This window comes from Streptomyces sp. NBC_00490 (assembly GCF_036013645.1).
Lineage (GTDB): Bacteria > Actinomycetota > Actinomycetes > Streptomycetales > Streptomycetaceae > Streptomyces > Streptomyces canus_F.
The window spans coordinates 9734368-9751845 of record NZ_CP107869.1; the positions used below are offsets into that span (position 1 = coordinate 9734368).

The following is a 17478-nucleotide window of genomic DNA, read 5'->3' on the forward strand; positions in this document are numbered from 1 at the left end:
CGGTGCCGATCCCGCCGAGACCACGCCTCCACCCCTTCCCTCACCCCGCCCGCCCGCGTGTCGCCGTCGAGTTGCCCATCGCCGAACGGAGACGCCCCCATGACAGTCGCTGTCGACACGCCCACCGACGCCCGCAGTGGCGCAAGTGTGCGGCGACCGAGAGACCACCGGGGGCCGGCCGCCTGGCTGCACCGTCATCGCGTGCCGCTGCTCGCCACGGCGACCATGCTCCCGCTGTATGTCGTGTGGGCGTTCTTCCGCGCCAACGGCGGCGGAGACCTCGCGGCCCAGGACACCTGGGCGCGCTTCGCCGCCGAGCACGGCGACTCGGCGTACGGACTGTTCTGGTTCGGCGGGTTGCACACCGCGAACTACAGTCTGCTCTCGCCGTATCTGATGGGCTTCTTCGGCGTGCGGACGATCGCCGTGGCCTCCGGGCTGGCCGCCGGATGGCTGGCCGCGGTGCTGTTCGTGCGCTCCGGGATACGACGTCCGCTGGCACCGGCGCTGCTGGCCGCGTTCGGGCTGTGGGTGGACATCGCGGCGGGCCGGGTGACGTTCGCCCTGGGGGTCGCCTTCGCGGTCGCCGCGTGTGTGCTGCTGGTCGGCGAACGGCGTCTGGCGCTGGCCGCCGGGTACGCCATGCTGGCGACCATGGCCAGCCCGGTGGCAGGGCTGTTCCTGGTCGTGGCCGGTGCGGCCTACGGCCTTGTCCGCGACTGGGGGCGGGCCGCCGTGCTCACGATCCCGCCGTTCGTGGTCGTCGGGGCGACCACCTTGCTGTTTCCGTTCGACGGCGAGCAGCCGATGGCCTCGGGACGGATCTGGTGGCCCGCGCTGCTGGGGCTCGCTGTGGCGATATGCGCACCGCGTGGCTGGCGGGTCGTCCGCTGCGGCGGAGCCGTGTACGCGGCGGGCGTCGGCCTCACCTATGTCACCCCTTCCCCCATCGGCTCGAACGTCGAGCGTCTGGCGCTGCTGTTCGCTCCCGCCGTACTGCTGGCCGGCCTGCTCGGCGTGGAGCGGCCTGCCCGCTATCGACGGGGGGCTCTCGCCCTGGCGTTGGTCGGTTCCTTGTTCTGGCTGGGATCGGGCACGCCGGTCTCCTTCCTGCAGGGCCCAGGCGCGGTCCCCGCGTGGGCCGCCGACACCCACGGGCTCGTCCGCACGCTCGACCGGCTGGACGCGAACCGCTCACGGGTCGAGGTCGTCCCGGCCGAGGACCACCGCGAGGCGGCCGTGCTCTCCTCGCACGTCAACATGGCCCGCGGCTGGAACACGCAGCTGGACATGGAACGCGGTCGCCTCTTCTACGACGGCACCCTCACCGCCACGACCTACCGCGCCTGGCTGAACCGGTGGGCCGTCGGCTACGTGGCCGTCTCCGACGCCGAGCCCGACCGCTACGGGGCGGCGGAGGCTCGCCTGGTGCGCGCGGGACCGGCCTGGCTGGAGCCGGTGTGGAGCGACGAGCACTGGCGTTTGTACCGGGTACGGGACGCGGTCCCGCTCGTGACCGGGCCCGCGGAGGTTGTCAGCGCGTCGGAGGCGTACACCGTCGTCCACCTGCCGACGCCGGGTTCGGTGACCGTACGGATCGCCTACTCGCCATGGCTCCACGCCGACAACGGCGGATGCCTGCGGCAACAGGGCGAGTTCACTCGCCTCACCGTCCACGAACCCGGCTTCTACCAGATCTCCTCCGAATACGCGGCCGCGTCCGACATCGCGACGCCGTCCTCACAGAGGCCACGATGCTGAGGGCGGCGCTGCGGGAAGACCAGTCGTCCTGAGCGTCGGGCCGGGCCGAGACCGAGGCTTCCTTCGTCGCGCTGTGCACCAATATCTGTGCCGGTGAGGGCAGAGTTCTTACGGGCCGTGCAGTGAGAGTTATTGCAGCTGCGGCCGGAGCGGAATTGCTGGACGTACGCAGGCCGTTGCGGCGTGCTATTGTCGATCTCAGTTGTTGCAGTTGTGGTTCCCAGAACTCCAAGTGCGCCCCTCGGTTCGTACCGAGCGGGAGCACTTTTGTATTTCCGGTCATTCACCGGACGGGGTAATCATCGCGGCGACACGGTGTCCGCGCAGTGCGGATTCCGATGTACTGCCCCAAAGGAGATATGACATGGCTACTGGTACCGTGAAGTGGTTCAACGCGGAAAAGGGTTTCGGCTTCATCGAGCAGGACGGTGGCGGCGCTGACGTGTTCGCCCACTACTCGAACATCGCCGCCCAGGGCTTCCGCGAGCTTCAGGAAGGCCAGAAGGTCAGCTTCGACGTCACGCAGGGCCAGAAGGGCCCGCAGGCCGAGAACATCGTTCCCGCCTGACGCTGACGCGCACTTCGTAGCTGGGGCCCGCATCCTTCGGGGTGCGGGCCCCAGCTGCACGTATTTCCGCAGCGGTTCACCTGCCGGACAACGCGGGGGAATACCGGAGCTGCCTTCTTCTACTGTCGGCCGTACCACTAATTCTCCGCGGTGCCCATTGCTGCGGGGGTTTCTCTGGATATGTGCCGTATTGGTTGAAGGTTCCGCATGAACCGCACCTGCGCGAACGATCGTTTTGCCCGTCCCCGGACAGCGCGCTGAGCCTTGTCGGCCGTTGGGACCGATCGAAACTGACGCATCTTTGCAGGAGGCACCTTGTGACGCTGATCCAGATGCAGCCCCTCCCGGCGAACGCTGAGCCCACGCGCGCGACGGTGATCGAGGTCATGGAGACGGGCGGACCGCAGGTCTGTGACGACATGAGCGTCGAGGTGGCGCTGTCCGTCATGACCGCCGCCCGCACGGGTCGGCTGCTCGTCTGCGACCAGGACGGTCAGTGCACCGGCCTGGTCACCCAGACCGAGCTCACCGCCGTCCGCGACAGCGCCGACTCCACGGACCGCGTCCGCCTGCGCGACATCCTCGGTGACCCCGGGTCCTCCGTGTCGCCCGTGACCGCTGCGGCCGAAGCCGAGCACACCATGCGCTCCCTCCGGCTCGGTGCCGTGCCGGTGGTCGACGAGCAAGGCCGCGCTTTGGGCGTCCTCGCCCTCTCCCGCTGAACCGTCTCACCCTGGTCGTACCCGTCCCCCTTTCTTCTCCCTGTGAGGCCACATGCGCTGCGTCATCGCCCGCTTCCCCTTCGAGCTCACCAAGAGCGGCGTGCTGGAATCGATGAAGGGCATCAAGCCCGAGCCGGGCACCGGCGAATCGGTGATCGTCGGCCGCCGCCACTACCCCGTCAAGCAGGTCGGCCAGGTCATCACCCGTCAGGACCGCCGTGACTTCACCGCCGGCGAAGTCCTCCGCGCCATGGCCCAGCTCGGCTTCACGTGCCGCACCCTCCCCAAGGCCGCACCCGTCCGCGCCCTGGATGCCGTTCAGGAAGCTTCCGCGATGCTCGGTACCCCCGTATCCGTCTGACCGGGGGAGACAAGCGCACGCAGGGATTGAACAGCAGTGTGGGGCCGACCGGCGCATGCCGGTCGGCCCCACACTGCTGTTCAATCGCTGCGTTCTGGTTGCTCAGTGATCGGAATAGCTGAAGTCGCCCACGGTCCAGGCGTTGATGTCCTCGATCGCGACGCGGTACATCCCACCGGTTTCCGGGATCCCCACCGTGCCCTGCAGGATGCGGGCGACGTGGAAGTGCAGATGCGTGGGCGGCCCGTTCTTCTCCGCGGCGGTATCGAAGATGACGGAGAACTCCCCGAGATGGGTGGAGTCCGTCAGGACCTCCGAGACACGCTGGCGCCATGCTGTTTCGGGAGCCAGCCGACCGGTGATGACGGCGCCACCGGTGACGACGGTCAGGGACATCTGATTGCTCTGCCCGGACTCCACCAGGGCGGCGATGGAGACGAGCAACTCATCATGCTTCGACATGGGCGAAGTGTATTCGCCGATGCTCCAGTTGCTTCAGCGGTGGGTGCTACCGGACGAGACGCGCGCTCACGGTTCTGCCGCCGGAGGCCCTGCGGGTGACCGTGGTGAGGCGGGCGAGGCGGTGGCCATGGGTCGGCCCTGTCTGCCCTGGCCCTGTGTCCCGGCAGACAGCCCGAGGGCCAGGCACGGATGCCTTGCCGCCACCTCCGTCACTGTTCGAGGCCGATTGTCTCGCTACCGAACATGCAGAAATCTACATTGGCAAGAGTAGACATTGGGCGGTGCTGTGGTTATGGTTTCTCTCGTAGCCGAGATCAAGCAGGGCCCGGCAGAGATGAACTGCCGGGCAGCAGTACCCGCAAGTGCAGTAGCAGTACGCAGGACGGTGCGGTGGTGGAGTTCCGAAGCCAGGGTTGTTGCAGGACGGCGACGGGGCTGACGACCGGACCGGGTGGCCCGCAGTGATCAGGGGCCGCCGCGAGCAGAACCGCAGTTCACGCAAGTGCAGTACCTGATAGTGCAGTTCGCAGTACCCAGCAGCGAAGGCAAGTGAGCAGCACCTCGGTGAAGGCGTCGGCTGCGGGCGCGCGCACCGGGAGGTTCGGCAGTGGGGTTCTAAGCCAGAGCAGATGCAGTACGGGCGACGGGGCTGGCTGCCGGAGAGTGGCGCTTACTCAGGCCACCAGTAGTTCGCATCACCAGCAGGACAGAGCACCATGCAGTACCAGCACAACGCTGTCCCCCTTCGGTAAGTAGTTGATCAAGAGGGAAGAACGGAGCCTCGCGCCATCAGGATCGCCCGGGCGGAATGCAGAGCCCGGGTACCGCAGGACATCGATAGTGAGGTGGTCTCCGGTCACGCAACCGCGATCCCCGCATCACCCCCCTTCCAGGTGGATGTGCGGAAACAGAAGGCCGGCGCAGTAACAGGGCCGGCAGATGGTGTAGCAGTTCCTCCGGGGCCCGGGTGCCAGTTACAGCACCCGGGCCCCTCCGTGCGTTCCACAGAGAGGCGCAAGCGAAAGGCCGGCCATCGCGTCGGGTGGGCGTCGAGCCGGAAGTGCGTCAGTAGCCGGTGCCGCGCTTGACCTGCTCTCGCTCGATCCCGTGCGCCGCGCCCTTGTTGTCCAGCGTGCGGCAGGCGTCCTCGATGTCCTGGCTCAGGCGGTCGACCTGCTCGCGGCTCAGGGTCTCCTTGACCAGGGCGCGCAGGATCTTCACCTTCTCGGCGTTGGGCGGGAGCGTGTATGCCGGAACCATCCAGCCACGCTCGGCCGAGAGCTGCCAGGCGATGTCGGACTCGTCGTAGGCGTGCTGGCCGGCGAGACGGAAGGCGACCAGTGGCAGCTGTTCGAGATCGCTGCCGATCACTTCGAAGCGGCCGCTGCTGCGCAGGTTCTCCGTCAGGGCGCGGGCGTTGTCCTGCATGATCTTCATGACGTAGGTGTAGCCCTGACGGCCGAGCCGCACGAAGTTGTAGTACTGCGCGAGCACCATCGACGCACCGGTGGAGAAGTTCAGCGTGAACGTCGCGTCGGTCTTGCCCAGGTAGTTCTCGTAGAACACGAGATCCTGGGCCAGGTCGGCCTCCTCGCGGAAGATCAGCCATCCGATGCCGGGGTAGACCAGGCCGTACTTGTGCCCGGAGACGTTGATCGAACGGACCTGCTCGAGCCGGAAGTCCCATTTCGAGTCGGGGTAGAGGAAGGGCCATACGAATGCGCCGCTGGCGCCGTCGACGTGGATCGGGATGTCGAGGTCCCGCTTCTTGCGGACGTCCCGGAGAAGCTTGTCGATCCCGACGACATCGTCCTTGTGACCGGTGAACGTGGTGCCCAGGACAGCGACGACGCCGATCGTGTTCTCGTCGAGGTGGGGCTCCACGTCCTCCGGGCCGATCGTGTATTTGCCCTCCGCGAGCGGCACGATCCGCGGCTCGACGTCGAAATAGCGGCAGAACTTCTCCCACACGACGTGGACGTCCCCGCCGAAAACCAGGTTGGGCCGGTCGGCCGGCAGGCCGGCCGCCTGGCGGCGCTGGCGCCACTTCCACTTCAGCGACAGCGCCCCGAGCATGATCGCCTCGGAGGAGCCCTGGGTGCGGCACCCGGTCGTCCGGCCCGGTGCGTGGAAGAGGTCGGCGAGCATGCGGACGCACCGCTGCTCGATCTCGGCGGAAATCGGGTACTCCGCGTGGTCGATGAAATTGCGGTGGAGGTTCTCGGCGATCAGCCGTTGCGCCTCCGGCTCCATCCACGTGGTGACGAACGTGGCGAGGTTGCGCTGTGGGTCGCCTTCCATGGCGAGATCCACATCCACGAGCCTCATCGCGTCCGTCGCGGCCATGCCTTCCTCGGGGAAGGTCTCCGAGGGGGCGGGCACGGTCAAGAAGCGGTTCCCGAAAAGAGCTGCATCATCGCGCTTCGTCATGGTTCCATCAAACAGCGCCGCCGCTTGCCTTGACGAGAGATGCCCCGGGCGGGACGACGGGGCCCCACCCCTCGAACAGGGCTCGCGGAGCGGCGACCTGCATCTTCAGAGGTGTTGAGGTGCGTCGCGAACTACCCTGCCGCCGGTACTGCAATCGGATGGTTTCGTTCGGAGCTCGGCAGCGTTTCGGCTCCGGAGCGAGGCGGGTCTCACGGCTTGAGCACTGCCAAGACGTCGTCGAGCGAAACGTCGGCGGGGTCACTCATGTCGAGACCATCGAACGTCTGCCAGACATAGGACGCCGCGCCGCTCTCCCGCAGGGGATGCAAGTCGGCCAGGTCCGGATCGTCCCGGAAGCTGTTGAAAGCCTCTTCGGACTCCCATTCAACGACAAACAGAACCTGCCGCGGCGCGAGTTCACCGGCAACGCTGTCCCGGAACCGGCCGAACGCCACCATGCGGCCACCGTATTTCGGAGCAGCCTCCGGCAGGCGGCTGAAATACGCAAGGTACTTCTCCACGTTGACCACGTCGAACATATTCAGGGCGTAAAACTTCTTCTGCGAATTCGCAGTCATGGTCAATATCCTCTTGGGTCTCAGGGAACCGGTGTTGCTGCTCTGCGCGGGCGCGGGGTGCGGGGCGTGCTCGGGTGAAGACTGAGTACTCCTGCTGATCGGTCGGCACTTGCCCGCCTCCGCGACAAAAACCGATCGGTTTCCATCATCGTAAACCGATCGGTTTTTGCCCGCAAGCTCCGCCCTGACGGACGGGCTTCGCGGCCGGCTGCCTGAGCGGCGTCATCGGCGCCCCCTACGACGACTACCACCGGGTGAGGCTCCACCACCTCGGCGTGGGCCCTGACCCACGCCGAGGTGGTGGAACGCGGGCGCGGGTGTGTCACTGGAACTGTGCGAAGAACCTCCAGATCTCTCCCTTGGTCCAGGTGGTGACGCCGCTTTCGCCGGAGGAGCCGTCGACCGGACCGGGTATGTGGCCTCCGTCGAACGCGGCCCATTGGACCGGGTATCCGGCACGGCAGCCCGAGTAGGTGGTGGTGATGTGGGTTCGGCTGCCCGGAGCGGGCTCGCGCGGACTCTGCGCGGTGCACCCGTTGTTGCGGACGAATGTGTCGCGCAGGGAGCGCCCTTGCCCGATGTTGAGGACGTTGTCGCTGACTCCGTGGATCCCGAAGTAGGCGATGGGCTGGGTGCCGCCGCTGCATCCGCTGATCTGGGCGCCGGACATGACCGCGACGGCCCTGAAGACGTTGGCGCGGCTGCACGCGAGTGCGTAGCTCATACCGCCGCCCCAACTGAATCCCGTGGCGAAGCGCTGCGCCGGGTTGACACAGAGGCCGCCCTCGATGCGTCGGATCATGTCGTCGACGAAGGTGACGTCCTCACCGCCCGAGTTGGCCCAGCCGTTTCCCAGGCCCTGGGGGGCGACGAGGATGGCGCTGTTGTTGGACTGTTCCTGTTGGCCGTAGTAGGACCAGGCGGTCCCGCTCGTGCCGCCCGAGGAGATCTCGGCGGCGGTTCCGCCGCGCCAGTGGAACGCGAAGATCAGCCGGTAGCGGTGGCTGTTGTCGTAGTTGGCGGGGACCCTGAGGATGAAGCTGCGGCTCTTGCCGCCGCTCTGGATCGTGTGCGTACCGCTCGTCAGAGTCGGGGCGGTGCCGCATCCGCTGCCGTCACCGCCACCGGACGACAGCTTGACCATCTGCCACTGCTGGTTGGCGCCGCCCCAGTCGGAGTACTGGACGACGTTGCCGCCGTCGGCGGTGGAGGCGCCCTGCACCTCCACCGCCTTGCCGCTGGTGCGGTTGATCAGCCGGACGTAGCCCGCGTCGGAGTCCGCCAGGCGGAACTGCTGGTTGGCGCCGTTCTGGTCGGCCCACTGCTGGATCGCGGCACCGTCCGCGGTCGAGGCGCCGGCCACGTCGAGGACCTTGCCCGAGTGCCGGGCCTTGAGCCGGTAGAAGCCGCCGCCGGAGTCGACGAACTGCCACTGCTGGTTGGCTCCGTCGTGGCGCGTCCACTGGCTGACCCGCGCGCCGTCGGCGGTGGACGTGTCCGAGACGTCCAGCGCCTTGCCGCTGTTGCGGTTGACCAGGACGTACCAGGCATTGGTGTCCACCGTCGCCGCCTGGGCGGGTGCCGGGTTCACCACGGCGAGCATGCCGATCGCGAGGGCCGCCGCCACCACGGCGGCGATCCGGGACCACCAGCGATGCCTTGGTGGAGGGGCGGGAGCCGCACCGTAGGTCTTCATCGGTTCACCCTCTCGTTGGTAACAGGGGCCATCAGGTGCGGGTCCAGCGTTGGTTGCTGCCGCCCGAGCAGGAGTAGAGCTGGATCAGGGTGCCGTTGGCGGTGCCGGCCGCGACGGCGTCGAGGCAGAGGCCGGACTGGACGCCGACGATGGATCCGTCCGAGTTGAGGCGCCATTTCTGGTTGTCGGCGCCCCAGCAGCTGTAGATCTGGACCTTGCTGCCGTTGGCGGTGCCGCCGGCGTCCAGGCACTTGTTGCCGTAGACCCTGAGTTCACCGGCGGCGGTGTACGTCCACTGCTGGTTGGTGCCGTTGTTGCAGTCCCACAGCTGGATCTGGGTACCGTCGGTGGTGCTGCTGCTGGGCACGTCCAGGCAGCGGCCCGAGCCGACACCCTTTGTCTGTCCGGAACCCGTGGGGGGCGTGGTGGTGCCGCCGTTGAGTGCGTTGAGCACGGCGGTGTAGGCGGCCTTCTTGCTGCCGTCGCCGTTGAACAGCAGCGGCGTGTCCTGCGCTCGCCAGGAGTCGGTGTCGCGCACACCCCAGACGGTGATGCCGAGGCAGCGCGGGACGGCCAGGCAGTCGTTGGTCACGTTGGCGTACGTCGTGGCCGAGGCGCCCTGGATGTCGAGTTCGGTGATGGCCACGTCGACGCCGAGGGCGGCGAAGTTCTGCAGGGTGGTACGGAAGTTGCTGTTGTAGGGGCTGCCGCTGTTGAAGTGCGACTGGAAGCCGACGCAGTCGATCGGCACGCCGCGCTGCTTGAAGTCCCGGACCATGGCGTACATGGCCTGGGTCTTGGCCCAGGTCCAGTTCTCGACGTTGTAGTCGTTGTAGCAGAGCTTGGCGGCCGGGTCGGCGGCGCGCGCGGTACGGAAGGCGACCTCGATCCAGTCGTTGCCGGTGCGCTGCAGGTTGGAGTCGCGTCGGGCTCCCGAACTGCCGTCGGCGAAGGCCTCGTTCACGACGTCCCACTGGGCGATCTTGCCCTTGTAGTGGCCCACCACGCCGTTGATGTGGTCGATCATCGCCTGCCGCAGCGTGCTGCCGCTGAGGCTCTGCATCCAGCCGGGCTGCTGGGCGTACCAGGCCAGGGTGTGGCCGCGCACCTTCTTGCCGTTCTGCACCGCCCAGTTGTAGACGCGGTCACCGGCGGTGAAGTTGAACTGGCCCCGTTGCGGTTCAGTGGCGTCGATCTTCATCTCGTTCTCGGCCGTCACCATGTTGAACTCACGGCCGGCGATGGACGTGTACGCCGAGTCGCCCAGTCTGCCCGAGGCGATGGCGGTGCCGAAGTAGCGGCCGCTCTGCGCCGCCGCGGCGCCCAGCGTGCTCTCGGCGGCGTGTGCGGGCGGTGGCGCGGCCAGTGCGGCGACCGTGCCCAGGACGCCGGCGATGAGCGCCAGCAGCAGGCCGCGGATCTTCTGGCGGATAACGGGTCTGGGAAGGGCGTACGAGCCCATGACTGTGCCTCCAAGGGGGAAATCACGGAAGGACTGAAGCGCAGGGGAATGTGCCGTCCGCTCCCGCCGGGCAGACGGGCGGGGCGGGCCGGCACCCGGGATCTCAGCCGGGCGCGGGCGGCGCCCGGTCGGTTGTCAGGTGCCGTGTGGCGGGGCGGCGGCGTTTCGACACAGGCATGGGGTGCTCCATCGCGGCTCGATCGGGGGACCGTCACGCGCCATCGCGTACCTCTCCGACCGTGCGAAGAGCCAAGATGCGCTGGTGCGAACCTCACCGGAACGTGACGGGGTGGCGCAGGTGCTGTGGCGCGCGGATCTGTCGTGCAGCACAGATGGCCCAGAACCGCTGATGTTCGATATCCCGACCTGCAGCCGGTTTCTCGGGCGGGGGGTGATTGAAGGGATGATTGAGGCATTGATGATGGACCGTCAATACTCTCTGCAGAACAAATTTCGATTCTGCTTCCGAAACATTCGGAAATCGCGCCGTGAACTGGCGAGCTGCCTCGAACGCCCCTGGACGCTTCTGATCGGCGTGGCGGCTCGTCAGGCTCCAGGAGGGAGGCGCTGTTTGTAGACAGATCGGCTACAGGCCTTGACCGGAAGCCCTCACATTCCTAGCTTGTGGCGTCGAAGCATCCGGGAATTCTTCGAAACTTTCGAGATGCCTCTGGCCCCTACACGTCCCCTCTGCGCTTCACCGGGGTCAACTCACCACGCCCCCAAAGGAGACCCTCTGATGTGGTTTCGCCAACCGTCCCCGGTCCGCCTGAGACGCTTACTCGCCGTCCTCGCGCCCTTGCTGCTCCTGGCCACCTTCCTCGGTGCCCAGCCCGCCAGCGCGGCGAGCGTAGACCCCAACGCCTCGTATGTGCTGGTCAACCGCAACAGTGGCAAAGCCCTGGACGTCTACAACCTGGCGACCAGCGACGGCTCCCGCATCACCCAGTGGTCCAGGAACGATCAGGCCCAGCAGCAGTGGCAGTTCGTCGATTCCGGTGGCGGCTACTACCGCATCAAGTCCCGCCACTCGGGCAAGGTGCTGGACCTCTACAACTGGTCCACCGCGAACGGCGGTTCGATCGTCCAGTGGACCGACCTGAACGCCACCAACCAGCAGTGGCGGCTGGCCGACAGCTCGGACGGCTACGTGAGGCTCATCTCGCGCCACAGCAACAAGGCCCTCGAAGTGCAGGGCGCCTCGACCGCCGACAACGCGAACATCGTCCAGTACGACGACTGGGGCGGCACCAACCAGCAGTGGCAGCTCGTCAAGGTCGGCGCCGACACCCCCGGCACGTGTGATCTTCCGTCGACATACCGCTGGACGTCGACGGGCGCGCTGGCCCAGCCAAAGTCCGGGTGGGTCTCGCTCAAGGACTTCACCGTCGTCCCGTACAACGGCAGGCAACTCGTCTATGCGACGACGCACGACACGGGGACGAGTTGGGGTTCGATGAACTTCGGCCTGTTCACCAACTGGTCGGACATGGCCTCGGCCAGCCAGAACACGATGTCATCCTCCACCGTCGCGCCCACGCTCTTCTACTTCGCGCCGAAGAACATCTGGGTGCTCGCCTACCAGTGGGGCGGGACCGCCTTCTCCTACCGGACGTCGAGCGACCCCACCAACCCCAATGGCTGGTCATCCCCGCAGACGCTCTTCACCGGAAGCATCACCGGCTCCGGAACCGGACCCATCGACCAGACGCTCATCGCTGACGGCACCAACATGTACCTGTTCTTCGCCGGTGACAACGGCAAGATCTACCGGGCCAGCATGCCGATAGGGAACTTCCCGGGCAACTTCGGCTCGTCGTACACGACGATCATGAGCGACACGACGAACAACCTGTTCGAAGCCCCGCAGGTCTACAAGCTCCAGGGGCAGAACCGCTACCTCATGATCGTCGAGGCGATCGGCTCGCAAGGCCGGTACTTCCGCTCCTTCACGGCCACCAGCCTCAACGGCACCTGGACACCCCAGGCGGCGACCGAGAGCAATCCCTTCGCCGGCAAGGCCAACAGCGGCGCCACCTGGACCAACGACATCAGCCATGGCGAACTGATCCGCACCAGCCCCGACCAGACCATGACCGTCGATCCCTGCAACCTGCAGTTGCTCTACCAGGGACGCAGCCCCAGCTCGGGCGGTGACTACGGCCTCCTGCCCTACCGCCCCGGTCTGCTGACACTGCAGCGCTGACGGCACGACACGGATCCGGCTCCGGCAGGGAGCCGGCAGGGCGGGCTCGCCGGTAGGCGAGCTCGCCCGCGTGCTGCGCACTGCTGCCGGGGGTGCGGCCGTGGCCGTACCGTCAGCCCCGTCGGACCGCACCCAGTTGGGCCCGATGCAGGTCCGGGGCGGTGAATCGCTGCGCCACCGTGCGCAGGACGCGGGCCATCGCCTGGACGGGCGGGGTGGCGGGGCGTGCCGCGGCGCGGGCAAGGAGGATGCGGCGGGTGGGAGCCGGGACGTCGGAGGCGAACGGCAGGAGGCGTACGTCGCTGCGCCGGCTGGTGAGGGCCAGGCGCGGTGCGAGCGCGATACCGAGACCCGCGGCCACCATGGCCTGCGCCTCCTGGTAGTCGTGCGAGGAGTAGGCGATACGCGGTTCGAATCCCGCCTGGCGACAGCTTCGGCGCAGGACGTCGGCGACCGGGTGGTTGTCGGCGCGGATGATCCACTCCTGGTCGGCGAGATCGCCGAGGCGCACGGAGGGACGGGTGCGCAGGGGCGAGTCTGCGGGGACGACCAGCACCGTCGGGTCGTCCAGCAGGTGGGTGAGGACCAGCGCCGGATCGTCGAGGCGGTTCCATTCGTAGTCCCAGAGCAGCCCTTGGTCCACCTCGCCGGTGTGCAGCATCTCCCTGAGTTCCGCGAGGACTCCGGCGCGTACCTCGATACGGATCCCGGAATGGCGACGCCGGAAACGCGTGAGCGCCAGCGGGAGGAGGGACGCGCTCGCCGTGGGGAAGGAGCCGAGGCGCAAGGTGCCCTGGTCGAGGGCGGTGAAGGAGTCCAAGTCGGCCTGGGCGGCACGGAGTTCCCGGCGGATGGCGTGACCGCGTTCGGCCAGCGCGGCTCCCGCCGGTGTGGGGCGGATACCGCGTGGCAGCCGCTCGATGAGGGGCTGGCCCGCCTCCTGCTCCAGCAGGGACATCTGCTGGGAGGCAGCGGAGGTGGTCATGCCGAGGGCCTCCGCCGCGGCGGTGAGGGAACCGCGCTCGGCGGCCTCGGTGAGCAGCAGCAGGCGGCGGACGTTGAGCATGGCAACGACTTTAGCTGAGCTAAACCCAGGTGAAGCGAACTGCGATTGTTCCGAAGTCGTGCCTCTGCGAAGGTCTCCGCAATCGCCGAGCGGCGCACCGGTTCGCAGTGCGCCGGCATCCGCCGCCTCGGCCCCTTTCCCTCCCTCCGTTCATCCAGGAAGAGCCTCAGACGTGCACATTCCCGCGACCCTGGTGCGTGGCGGCACAAGCAAGTGCTGGCTGTTCAACCAGGTCGATGTCCCTGCCGACCGTGACGCCCTCGAAAGGCTGCTCGTCGCCGCGTACGGCGCCACCGACCCCGTGGAGCTGGACGGGGTCGGCGGCGCGACCCCCACCACCTCGAAAGCGGCCGTGGTCAGCGCCTCACCCGAGCCCGGCGTCGACATCGACTACCTGTTCGCTCAAGTCGGTATCGGGACCGGCTCGGTGGAGTGGACGAGCAACTGCGGCAACTGCGCCACCGGCGTAGCCCTGTACGCGGTCGCCAAAGGCCTCATTCCGGTCACCGGCGACGGGACGCGCGTGGTGATGCGCAACACCAATACCGGCGCGCTCCTCGAAGGGATCGTCGACACCTCCGGAGGCATGGTGCGCCACTTCGGCCGCCAGACGGTACCCGGCACCCGGGCCGGCGGGGTCGCGGTCGGTCTCACCTTCCGCGACCCCGCCGCCACCACCGCCCTTCTGCTGCCCACCGGCCGGAGCGCCCAGGACCTGCGGATCGGCGCCACCGAGCCGGTACGCGTGAGCATGGTGACCGCAGGAGCCCCGGTCGTCCTCGTCGACGCCGCCGGCGCCGGGCGCACCGGTGCCGAGTCACTGGAGCGGATGAGCGCGGACGTCCCTTGGCTGCGCACCGTCCGCCACACCGCGGCACCTCTGATGGGGCTGCTCCAGCCGGGCGGGGAACCCGGCGACGCGGTGCCCAAGGTGGGCCTGGTCGGCCCGCCGGTGCCGTACACCACCACCCTCGGTGAACGGATCGGCGCCGAGGACTACGACGTGTCGGTACGCATGCTCACCATGAACGCCCCGCACCCCGCCATCGGCCTGACCTCAGCCGTCGCCGTCGCGGCGGCCGGACTGGTGGAAGGATCCGTGGTCTCCCGGACCACGGGCGGCCCGACCGACGAATGGCTGCGCCTCGGCACGCCCGCCGGCGTCATCGCGGTCCGCTGCACCGAGGTGAGGGACGGCCTGCCGCACCGGGTCACCGTGCAACGTGCCGCTCGTCTGCTCGCCGACGCCCGCATCTACGTACCGGAAGCAGGCACGCAAGCCGCCTGAACCGCGACACGCCACACCTCGGTCACACCGGCTCCCCGCCCACCGGACCGGAACACCCTCGCGCCCTCGGGCGCGCCACCCCGTCCCCACCGCACCAAGGACAAAGATGTCTGCTGAAGTGATCTCCATAGGCGCCCTGTTGGTGATGTTCGTGGTCGGCACCATGCTGCCGATCAACCTGGGCATCCTCGCCTTCGTCGCCACCTTCACGGTCGGGACCGCCTCACTCGGCCTCACCGAGGACGAGATCTTCGAGGGGTTCCCGGCGAAGCTCTTCGTCACCATCGTCGGGGTCACGTACCTGTTCTCCGTCGCCCGTCGCAACGGCACCATCGACTGGCTCGTCGCCGCCGGCGTGAGGCTGGTACGCGGCAAGGTCGCGCTGATCCCCTGGGTGCTGTTCCTGGTCGCCGCCCTGCTGACGGCGTTCGGTACGTTCACCCCGGCCGCGGTCGCGATCCTCGCGCCGATCGGCATGAACTTCGCCTACCGCTACCAGCTCAACCCACTGGTCGTCGGCATGATGGTGATCAGCGGCGGACACGCCGGCGCGTTCTCCCCGCTGGCCGTCTCCGGTGCCCTCGTCCTCGGCCTCGTCGACCAGGCAGATCTGCATGTCTCCGCCGTGGCGCTGTTCAGCGCCAGCTTCCTGATCAACCTGGTTCTCTCGATCCTCACCTACGCCCTCCTCGCCAAGCGTCCCGCCCCGCTGGCCGAGGGCGCGCCGAAGGCAGCCGACGACGAGCACCTCGCCGTCTCCGGCAGGCCCGACTGGCGGCAATGGCTCACGCTCGCCTGCCTGATGGCCCTCGTCGTCGGCGCGCTCGGCTTTCACCTGGAGATCGGTTTCCTCGCGCTGGCTGCCGGTGCGCTGCTGGCCCTGGTGGACATGAAGCGGCAGGAGAAGGCCGTGGACGGCGTCAGCTGGTCCACTCTGCTTCTGGTCGCGGGCATGATGACGTACATCGCGATGCTGGAGAAGGCCGGCATCATCGAGGAGATCTCCGCCCACGCCGCGGGCCTCGGCGCCCCGGTCGTCGTCGCCCTGCTGCTGTGCTTCACCGTCGCCATCACCTCCGCCTTCGCCTCCTCCACCGCGATCCTCACAGCGATCATCCCCATCGCCGTACCGCTGCTCCTCGCCAGCCACCTCAGCGCCGCCGGACTCATCGCCGCGCTCGCCGTCTCCACGACGATCGTCGACACCTCTCCCTTCTCTACCAACGGAGCCCTCGTCCTCAGCAACGCCCGTGGGGTGGACACCCGCCGCTTCTACCGCCAGGTCATCGGCTACACCAGCGGAATCGTCGCCCTCGGCCCGGTCGTCGCCTGGGGCGCCCTGGTTCTGCCCTGGTCATAACGCAAAGACCGACGACGGGCGGCGGGGCATGTCGTAGTTGGCGGCGAGGGCGGGGGAGGACCAGCCGGCCGGGCTCATCGCAGCGCACCCCGGCTCAACAGCAGAGCAGGCCGCCGGAGTTGTACGACGCGATCGTGGAGGGGGGCGGTGACCGGCCATGTCCCTCGGACGACTATGAGCCGCCCTGACCCTCACGGTCACGCCGCTTCCTTGAGGGGCACACCCTCGGGCACAGGGGGCTGGCGTCGCGGCATGAACAGCATCGTCGCGGCGGCCAGTGCCACGGTGACGCAGCACAGGTTCATCATCGTCACGACGCCCAGCGCCTCACTCAGCAGCGAACCGGCCAGCATGCCCGACAGGGAGGCTGCCGCCTGGAGAAAACCGTTGGTGGCGCTGACTCTGCCCAGTACGGCGTCAGGGGTGTGACGTGCGACAAACGTCCCGCTCGTGATGCCGAAGCAGACCATGGGCGCCCCGATGGTGAAGAACAGTACGGCGCTCCACCCGATCACCGGGGTGTTGAACGTCGCGGCGAAGGCCACAGCGAGCGCTGCGAGGGAACCCACCAGCACCGTGCGGTCGGAGAGCTTCCGCGTGAGGGCGCGGTTGAGCGGCACCCCGAGCAGGAACCCCGCACCGAAAGCTCCGAAGAGCAGCCCGAGGATCTGCGGTGAGGCGTGCAGGACCCGGTCCATGTACGGGATGAGGCCGACGTTCACGGCGGACGTGGCGACCGCGAAGAGAGCACCGGCTGCCGCCAGCGCCGTCAGCCACGGGCTGTCGCGTATGTGCGCGACTCCCTCGCGGATCTCGGCGACCAGTCTGCGTACCCGTCCGTGTTCCGCCTCGGTGTCTCGGCGCTCGGTCGTTGGCGGCCGATAGCGGACCATCGTGAGGCACAGTGCCGAACACGCGTAGCTGAGCGCGTCGATGGCCACGACTGCCGTGAAACCCAGGCTGCCGTACACGACTCCGCCCAGCGGGCCGCCGACGAGCCGGATGGAGCCGACGATCAGGGCGCTCAGGGAGTTCGCCGCATGGAGGTCACCGTCGCGGCCGACCAGTTGTGGGAGAAGAGCGGAGGAGGCCGGGGAGAACAGCTGGCTCAGGGCCGATTCCAGAACCAACGCGACGTAGATCAGCCACACTTCGTCCGGACCGTCCACCCACAGCATCAGCGAGACCGCCACCATGCGCATCAGGTCCGCGGCGATCATGACACGCAGCCGGTTCCAGCGGTCGACGAGCGCGCCGGCGAGCGGGCCGAGGACCAGCGCCGGGACCGTTCCCGCGGCCAACGAGAAACCCGACGCCATGGCGGAGCCGGTCAACTCCAGGACGTAGTACGGGTCCGCGAGGAGCAGGAACCAGTCGCCGAGGCTGGACAGCAGTTGACCGGACGCGAGAAGCCGGTAGTTCCGGATCCGCAACACACTGAACAAGGCGGTCCCTTCGGGATGGAGGCCAGGCCCGGTCCGGCACCTGGTACGTCAGGCATTCGCGCGGCTTCGATCC

At 68.0% G+C, this 17478-nt stretch carries 15 protein-coding genes; 8 read left to right on the forward strand and 7 right to left on the reverse strand.

Translation table 11 applies throughout. The features are described from left to right. Positions 1-99: 99 nt before the first annotated feature. From OG381_RS44370 to OG381_RS44385, 4 genes are all read left to right on the forward strand, one after another. Positions 100-1761, forward strand: coding sequence for a glycosyltransferase family 87 protein (locus OG381_RS44370; protein WP_327721667.1), 1662 nt, complete (start codon positions 100-102; stop codon positions 1759-1761). Positions 1762-2125: 364 nt separating this feature from the next. Beyond that, positions 2126-2329 (forward strand): cold-shock protein, encoded by a 204-nt coding sequence (locus tag OG381_RS44375; RefSeq protein WP_034275260.1) that lies wholly within the window; start codon positions 2126-2128, stop codon positions 2327-2329. A 317-nt stretch (positions 2330-2646) separates the two neighbouring features. After that, positions 2647-3051, forward strand: a complete 405-nt coding sequence (locus tag OG381_RS44380; protein WP_327721668.1) for a CBS domain-containing protein — start codon at positions 2647-2649, stop codon at positions 3049-3051. A gap of 52 nt (positions 3052-3103) precedes the next feature. Further along, positions 3104-3412 (forward strand): SCO5918 family protein, encoded by a 309-nt coding sequence (locus tag OG381_RS44385; RefSeq protein WP_327721669.1) that lies wholly within the window; start codon positions 3104-3106, stop codon positions 3410-3412. Positions 3413-3514: 102 nt separating this feature from the next. On the opposite strand, the gene OG381_RS44390 is transcribed toward OG381_RS44385, so the two are convergent. The 5 genes from OG381_RS44390 to OG381_RS44410 form a co-directional block, all read right to left on the reverse strand. After that, complete coding sequence (locus tag OG381_RS44390) at positions 3515-3874, reverse strand: hypothetical protein (protein ID WP_327721670.1); 360 nt, start codon at positions 3872-3874, stop codon at positions 3515-3517. 1065 nt (positions 3875-4939) lie between these two features. Further along, the gene (locus OG381_RS44395; RefSeq protein WP_327721671.1) at positions 4940-6304 is read right to left on the reverse strand and encodes a glutamate decarboxylase; all 1365 of its coding nucleotides are present in this window, start codon (positions 6302-6304) and stop codon (positions 4940-4942) included. A 209-nt stretch (positions 6305-6513) separates the two neighbouring features. Further along, entirely contained in the window at positions 6514-6882 is a 369-nt protein-coding gene (locus tag OG381_RS44400) for a DUF1330 domain-containing protein (protein ID WP_327721672.1), read from the reverse strand. Positions 6883-7204: 322 nt separating this feature from the next. Next, on the reverse strand, positions 7205-8512 hold the full coding sequence (locus tag OG381_RS44405) for an RICIN domain-containing protein (protein ID WP_443062068.1): 1308 nt from the start codon (positions 8510-8512) through the stop codon (positions 7205-7207). A 97-nt stretch (positions 8513-8609) separates the two neighbouring features. After that, a complete protein-coding gene (locus OG381_RS44410) occupies positions 8610-10040 on the reverse strand; it encodes an endo-1,4-beta-xylanase (RefSeq protein WP_327721674.1) in 1431 nt (476 codons plus the stop codon). Positions 10041-10329: 289 nt separating this feature from the next. Between OG381_RS44410 and OG381_RS44415 the strand changes: the two genes are divergently transcribed. After that, a complete protein-coding gene (locus OG381_RS44415; protein WP_327721675.1) occupies positions 10330-10617 on the forward strand; it encodes a hypothetical protein in 288 nt (95 codons plus the stop codon). A gap of 162 nt (positions 10618-10779) precedes the next feature. Next, the gene (locus OG381_RS44420) at positions 10780-12246 is read left to right on the forward strand and encodes a non-reducing end alpha-L-arabinofuranosidase family hydrolase (protein WP_327721676.1); all 1467 of its coding nucleotides are present in this window, start codon (positions 10780-10782) and stop codon (positions 12244-12246) included. Between the two features lie 112 nt (positions 12247-12358). Here the strand turns inward: OG381_RS44420 and OG381_RS44425 are convergent, their stop codons facing one another. After that, positions 12359-13312 carry a LysR family transcriptional regulator gene (locus tag OG381_RS44425; RefSeq protein WP_327721677.1) on the reverse strand — a complete coding sequence of 318 codons (954 nt, stop codon included), beginning with the start codon at positions 13310-13312 and terminating at the stop codon, positions 12359-12361. 172 nt (positions 13313-13484) lie between these two features. Here OG381_RS44425 and OG381_RS44430 point away from each other — a divergent pair, with 172 nt between their 5' ends. Then, positions 13485-14600, forward strand: a complete 1116-nt coding sequence (locus OG381_RS44430) for a PrpF domain-containing protein (RefSeq protein ID WP_327721678.1) — start codon at positions 13485-13487, stop codon at positions 14598-14600. A 106-nt stretch (positions 14601-14706) separates the two neighbouring features. Next, positions 14707-15960, forward strand: coding sequence for an SLC13 family permease (locus tag OG381_RS44435; protein ID WP_327721679.1), 1254 nt, complete (start codon positions 14707-14709; stop codon positions 15958-15960). 197 nt (positions 15961-16157) lie between these two features. Here OG381_RS44435 and OG381_RS44440 read toward each other — a convergent pair whose 3' ends face one another. Next, complete coding sequence (locus tag OG381_RS44440; protein ID WP_327722715.1) at positions 16158-17396, reverse strand: MFS transporter; 1239 nt, start codon at positions 17394-17396, stop codon at positions 16158-16160. Between the last annotated feature and the right edge of the window lie 82 nt (positions 17397-17478).

Excerpts from the sequence above, each read along its gene's own strand:
- OG381_RS44410 (WP_327721674.1), bottom strand. The coding sequence starts at position 10,040 with ATGGGCTCGTACGCCCTTCCCAGACCCGTTATCCGCCAGAAGATCCGC.
- OG381_RS44420 (WP_327721676.1), top strand. The coding sequence starts at position 10,780 with ATGTGGTTTCGCCAACCGTCCCCGGTCCGCCTGAGACGCTTACTCGCC.
- OG381_RS44390 (WP_327721670.1), bottom strand. The coding sequence starts at position 3,874 with ATGTCGAAGCATGATGAGTTGCTCGTCTCCATCGCCGCCCTGGTGGAG.
- OG381_RS44400 (WP_327721672.1), bottom strand. The coding sequence starts at position 6,882 with ATGACTGCGAATTCGCAGAAGAAGTTTTACGCCCTGAATATGTTCGAC.
- OG381_RS44370 (WP_327721667.1), top strand. The coding sequence starts at position 100 with ATGACAGTCGCTGTCGACACGCCCACCGACGCCCGCAGTGGCGCAAGT.
- OG381_RS44395 (WP_327721671.1), bottom strand. The coding sequence starts at position 6,304 with ATGACGAAGCGCGATGATGCAGCTCTTTTCGGGAACCGCTTCTTGACC.
- OG381_RS44375 (WP_034275260.1), top strand. The coding sequence starts at position 2,126 with ATGGCTACTGGTACCGTGAAGTGGTTCAACGCGGAAAAGGGTTTCGGC.
- OG381_RS44385 (WP_327721669.1), top strand. The coding sequence starts at position 3,104 with ATGCGCTGCGTCATCGCCCGCTTCCCCTTCGAGCTCACCAAGAGCGGC.
- OG381_RS44435 (WP_327721679.1), top strand. The coding sequence starts at position 14,707 with ATGTCTGCTGAAGTGATCTCCATAGGCGCCCTGTTGGTGATGTTCGTG.
- OG381_RS44425 (WP_327721677.1), bottom strand. The coding sequence starts at position 13,312 with ATGCTCAACGTCCGCCGCCTGCTGCTGCTCACCGAGGCCGCCGAGCGC.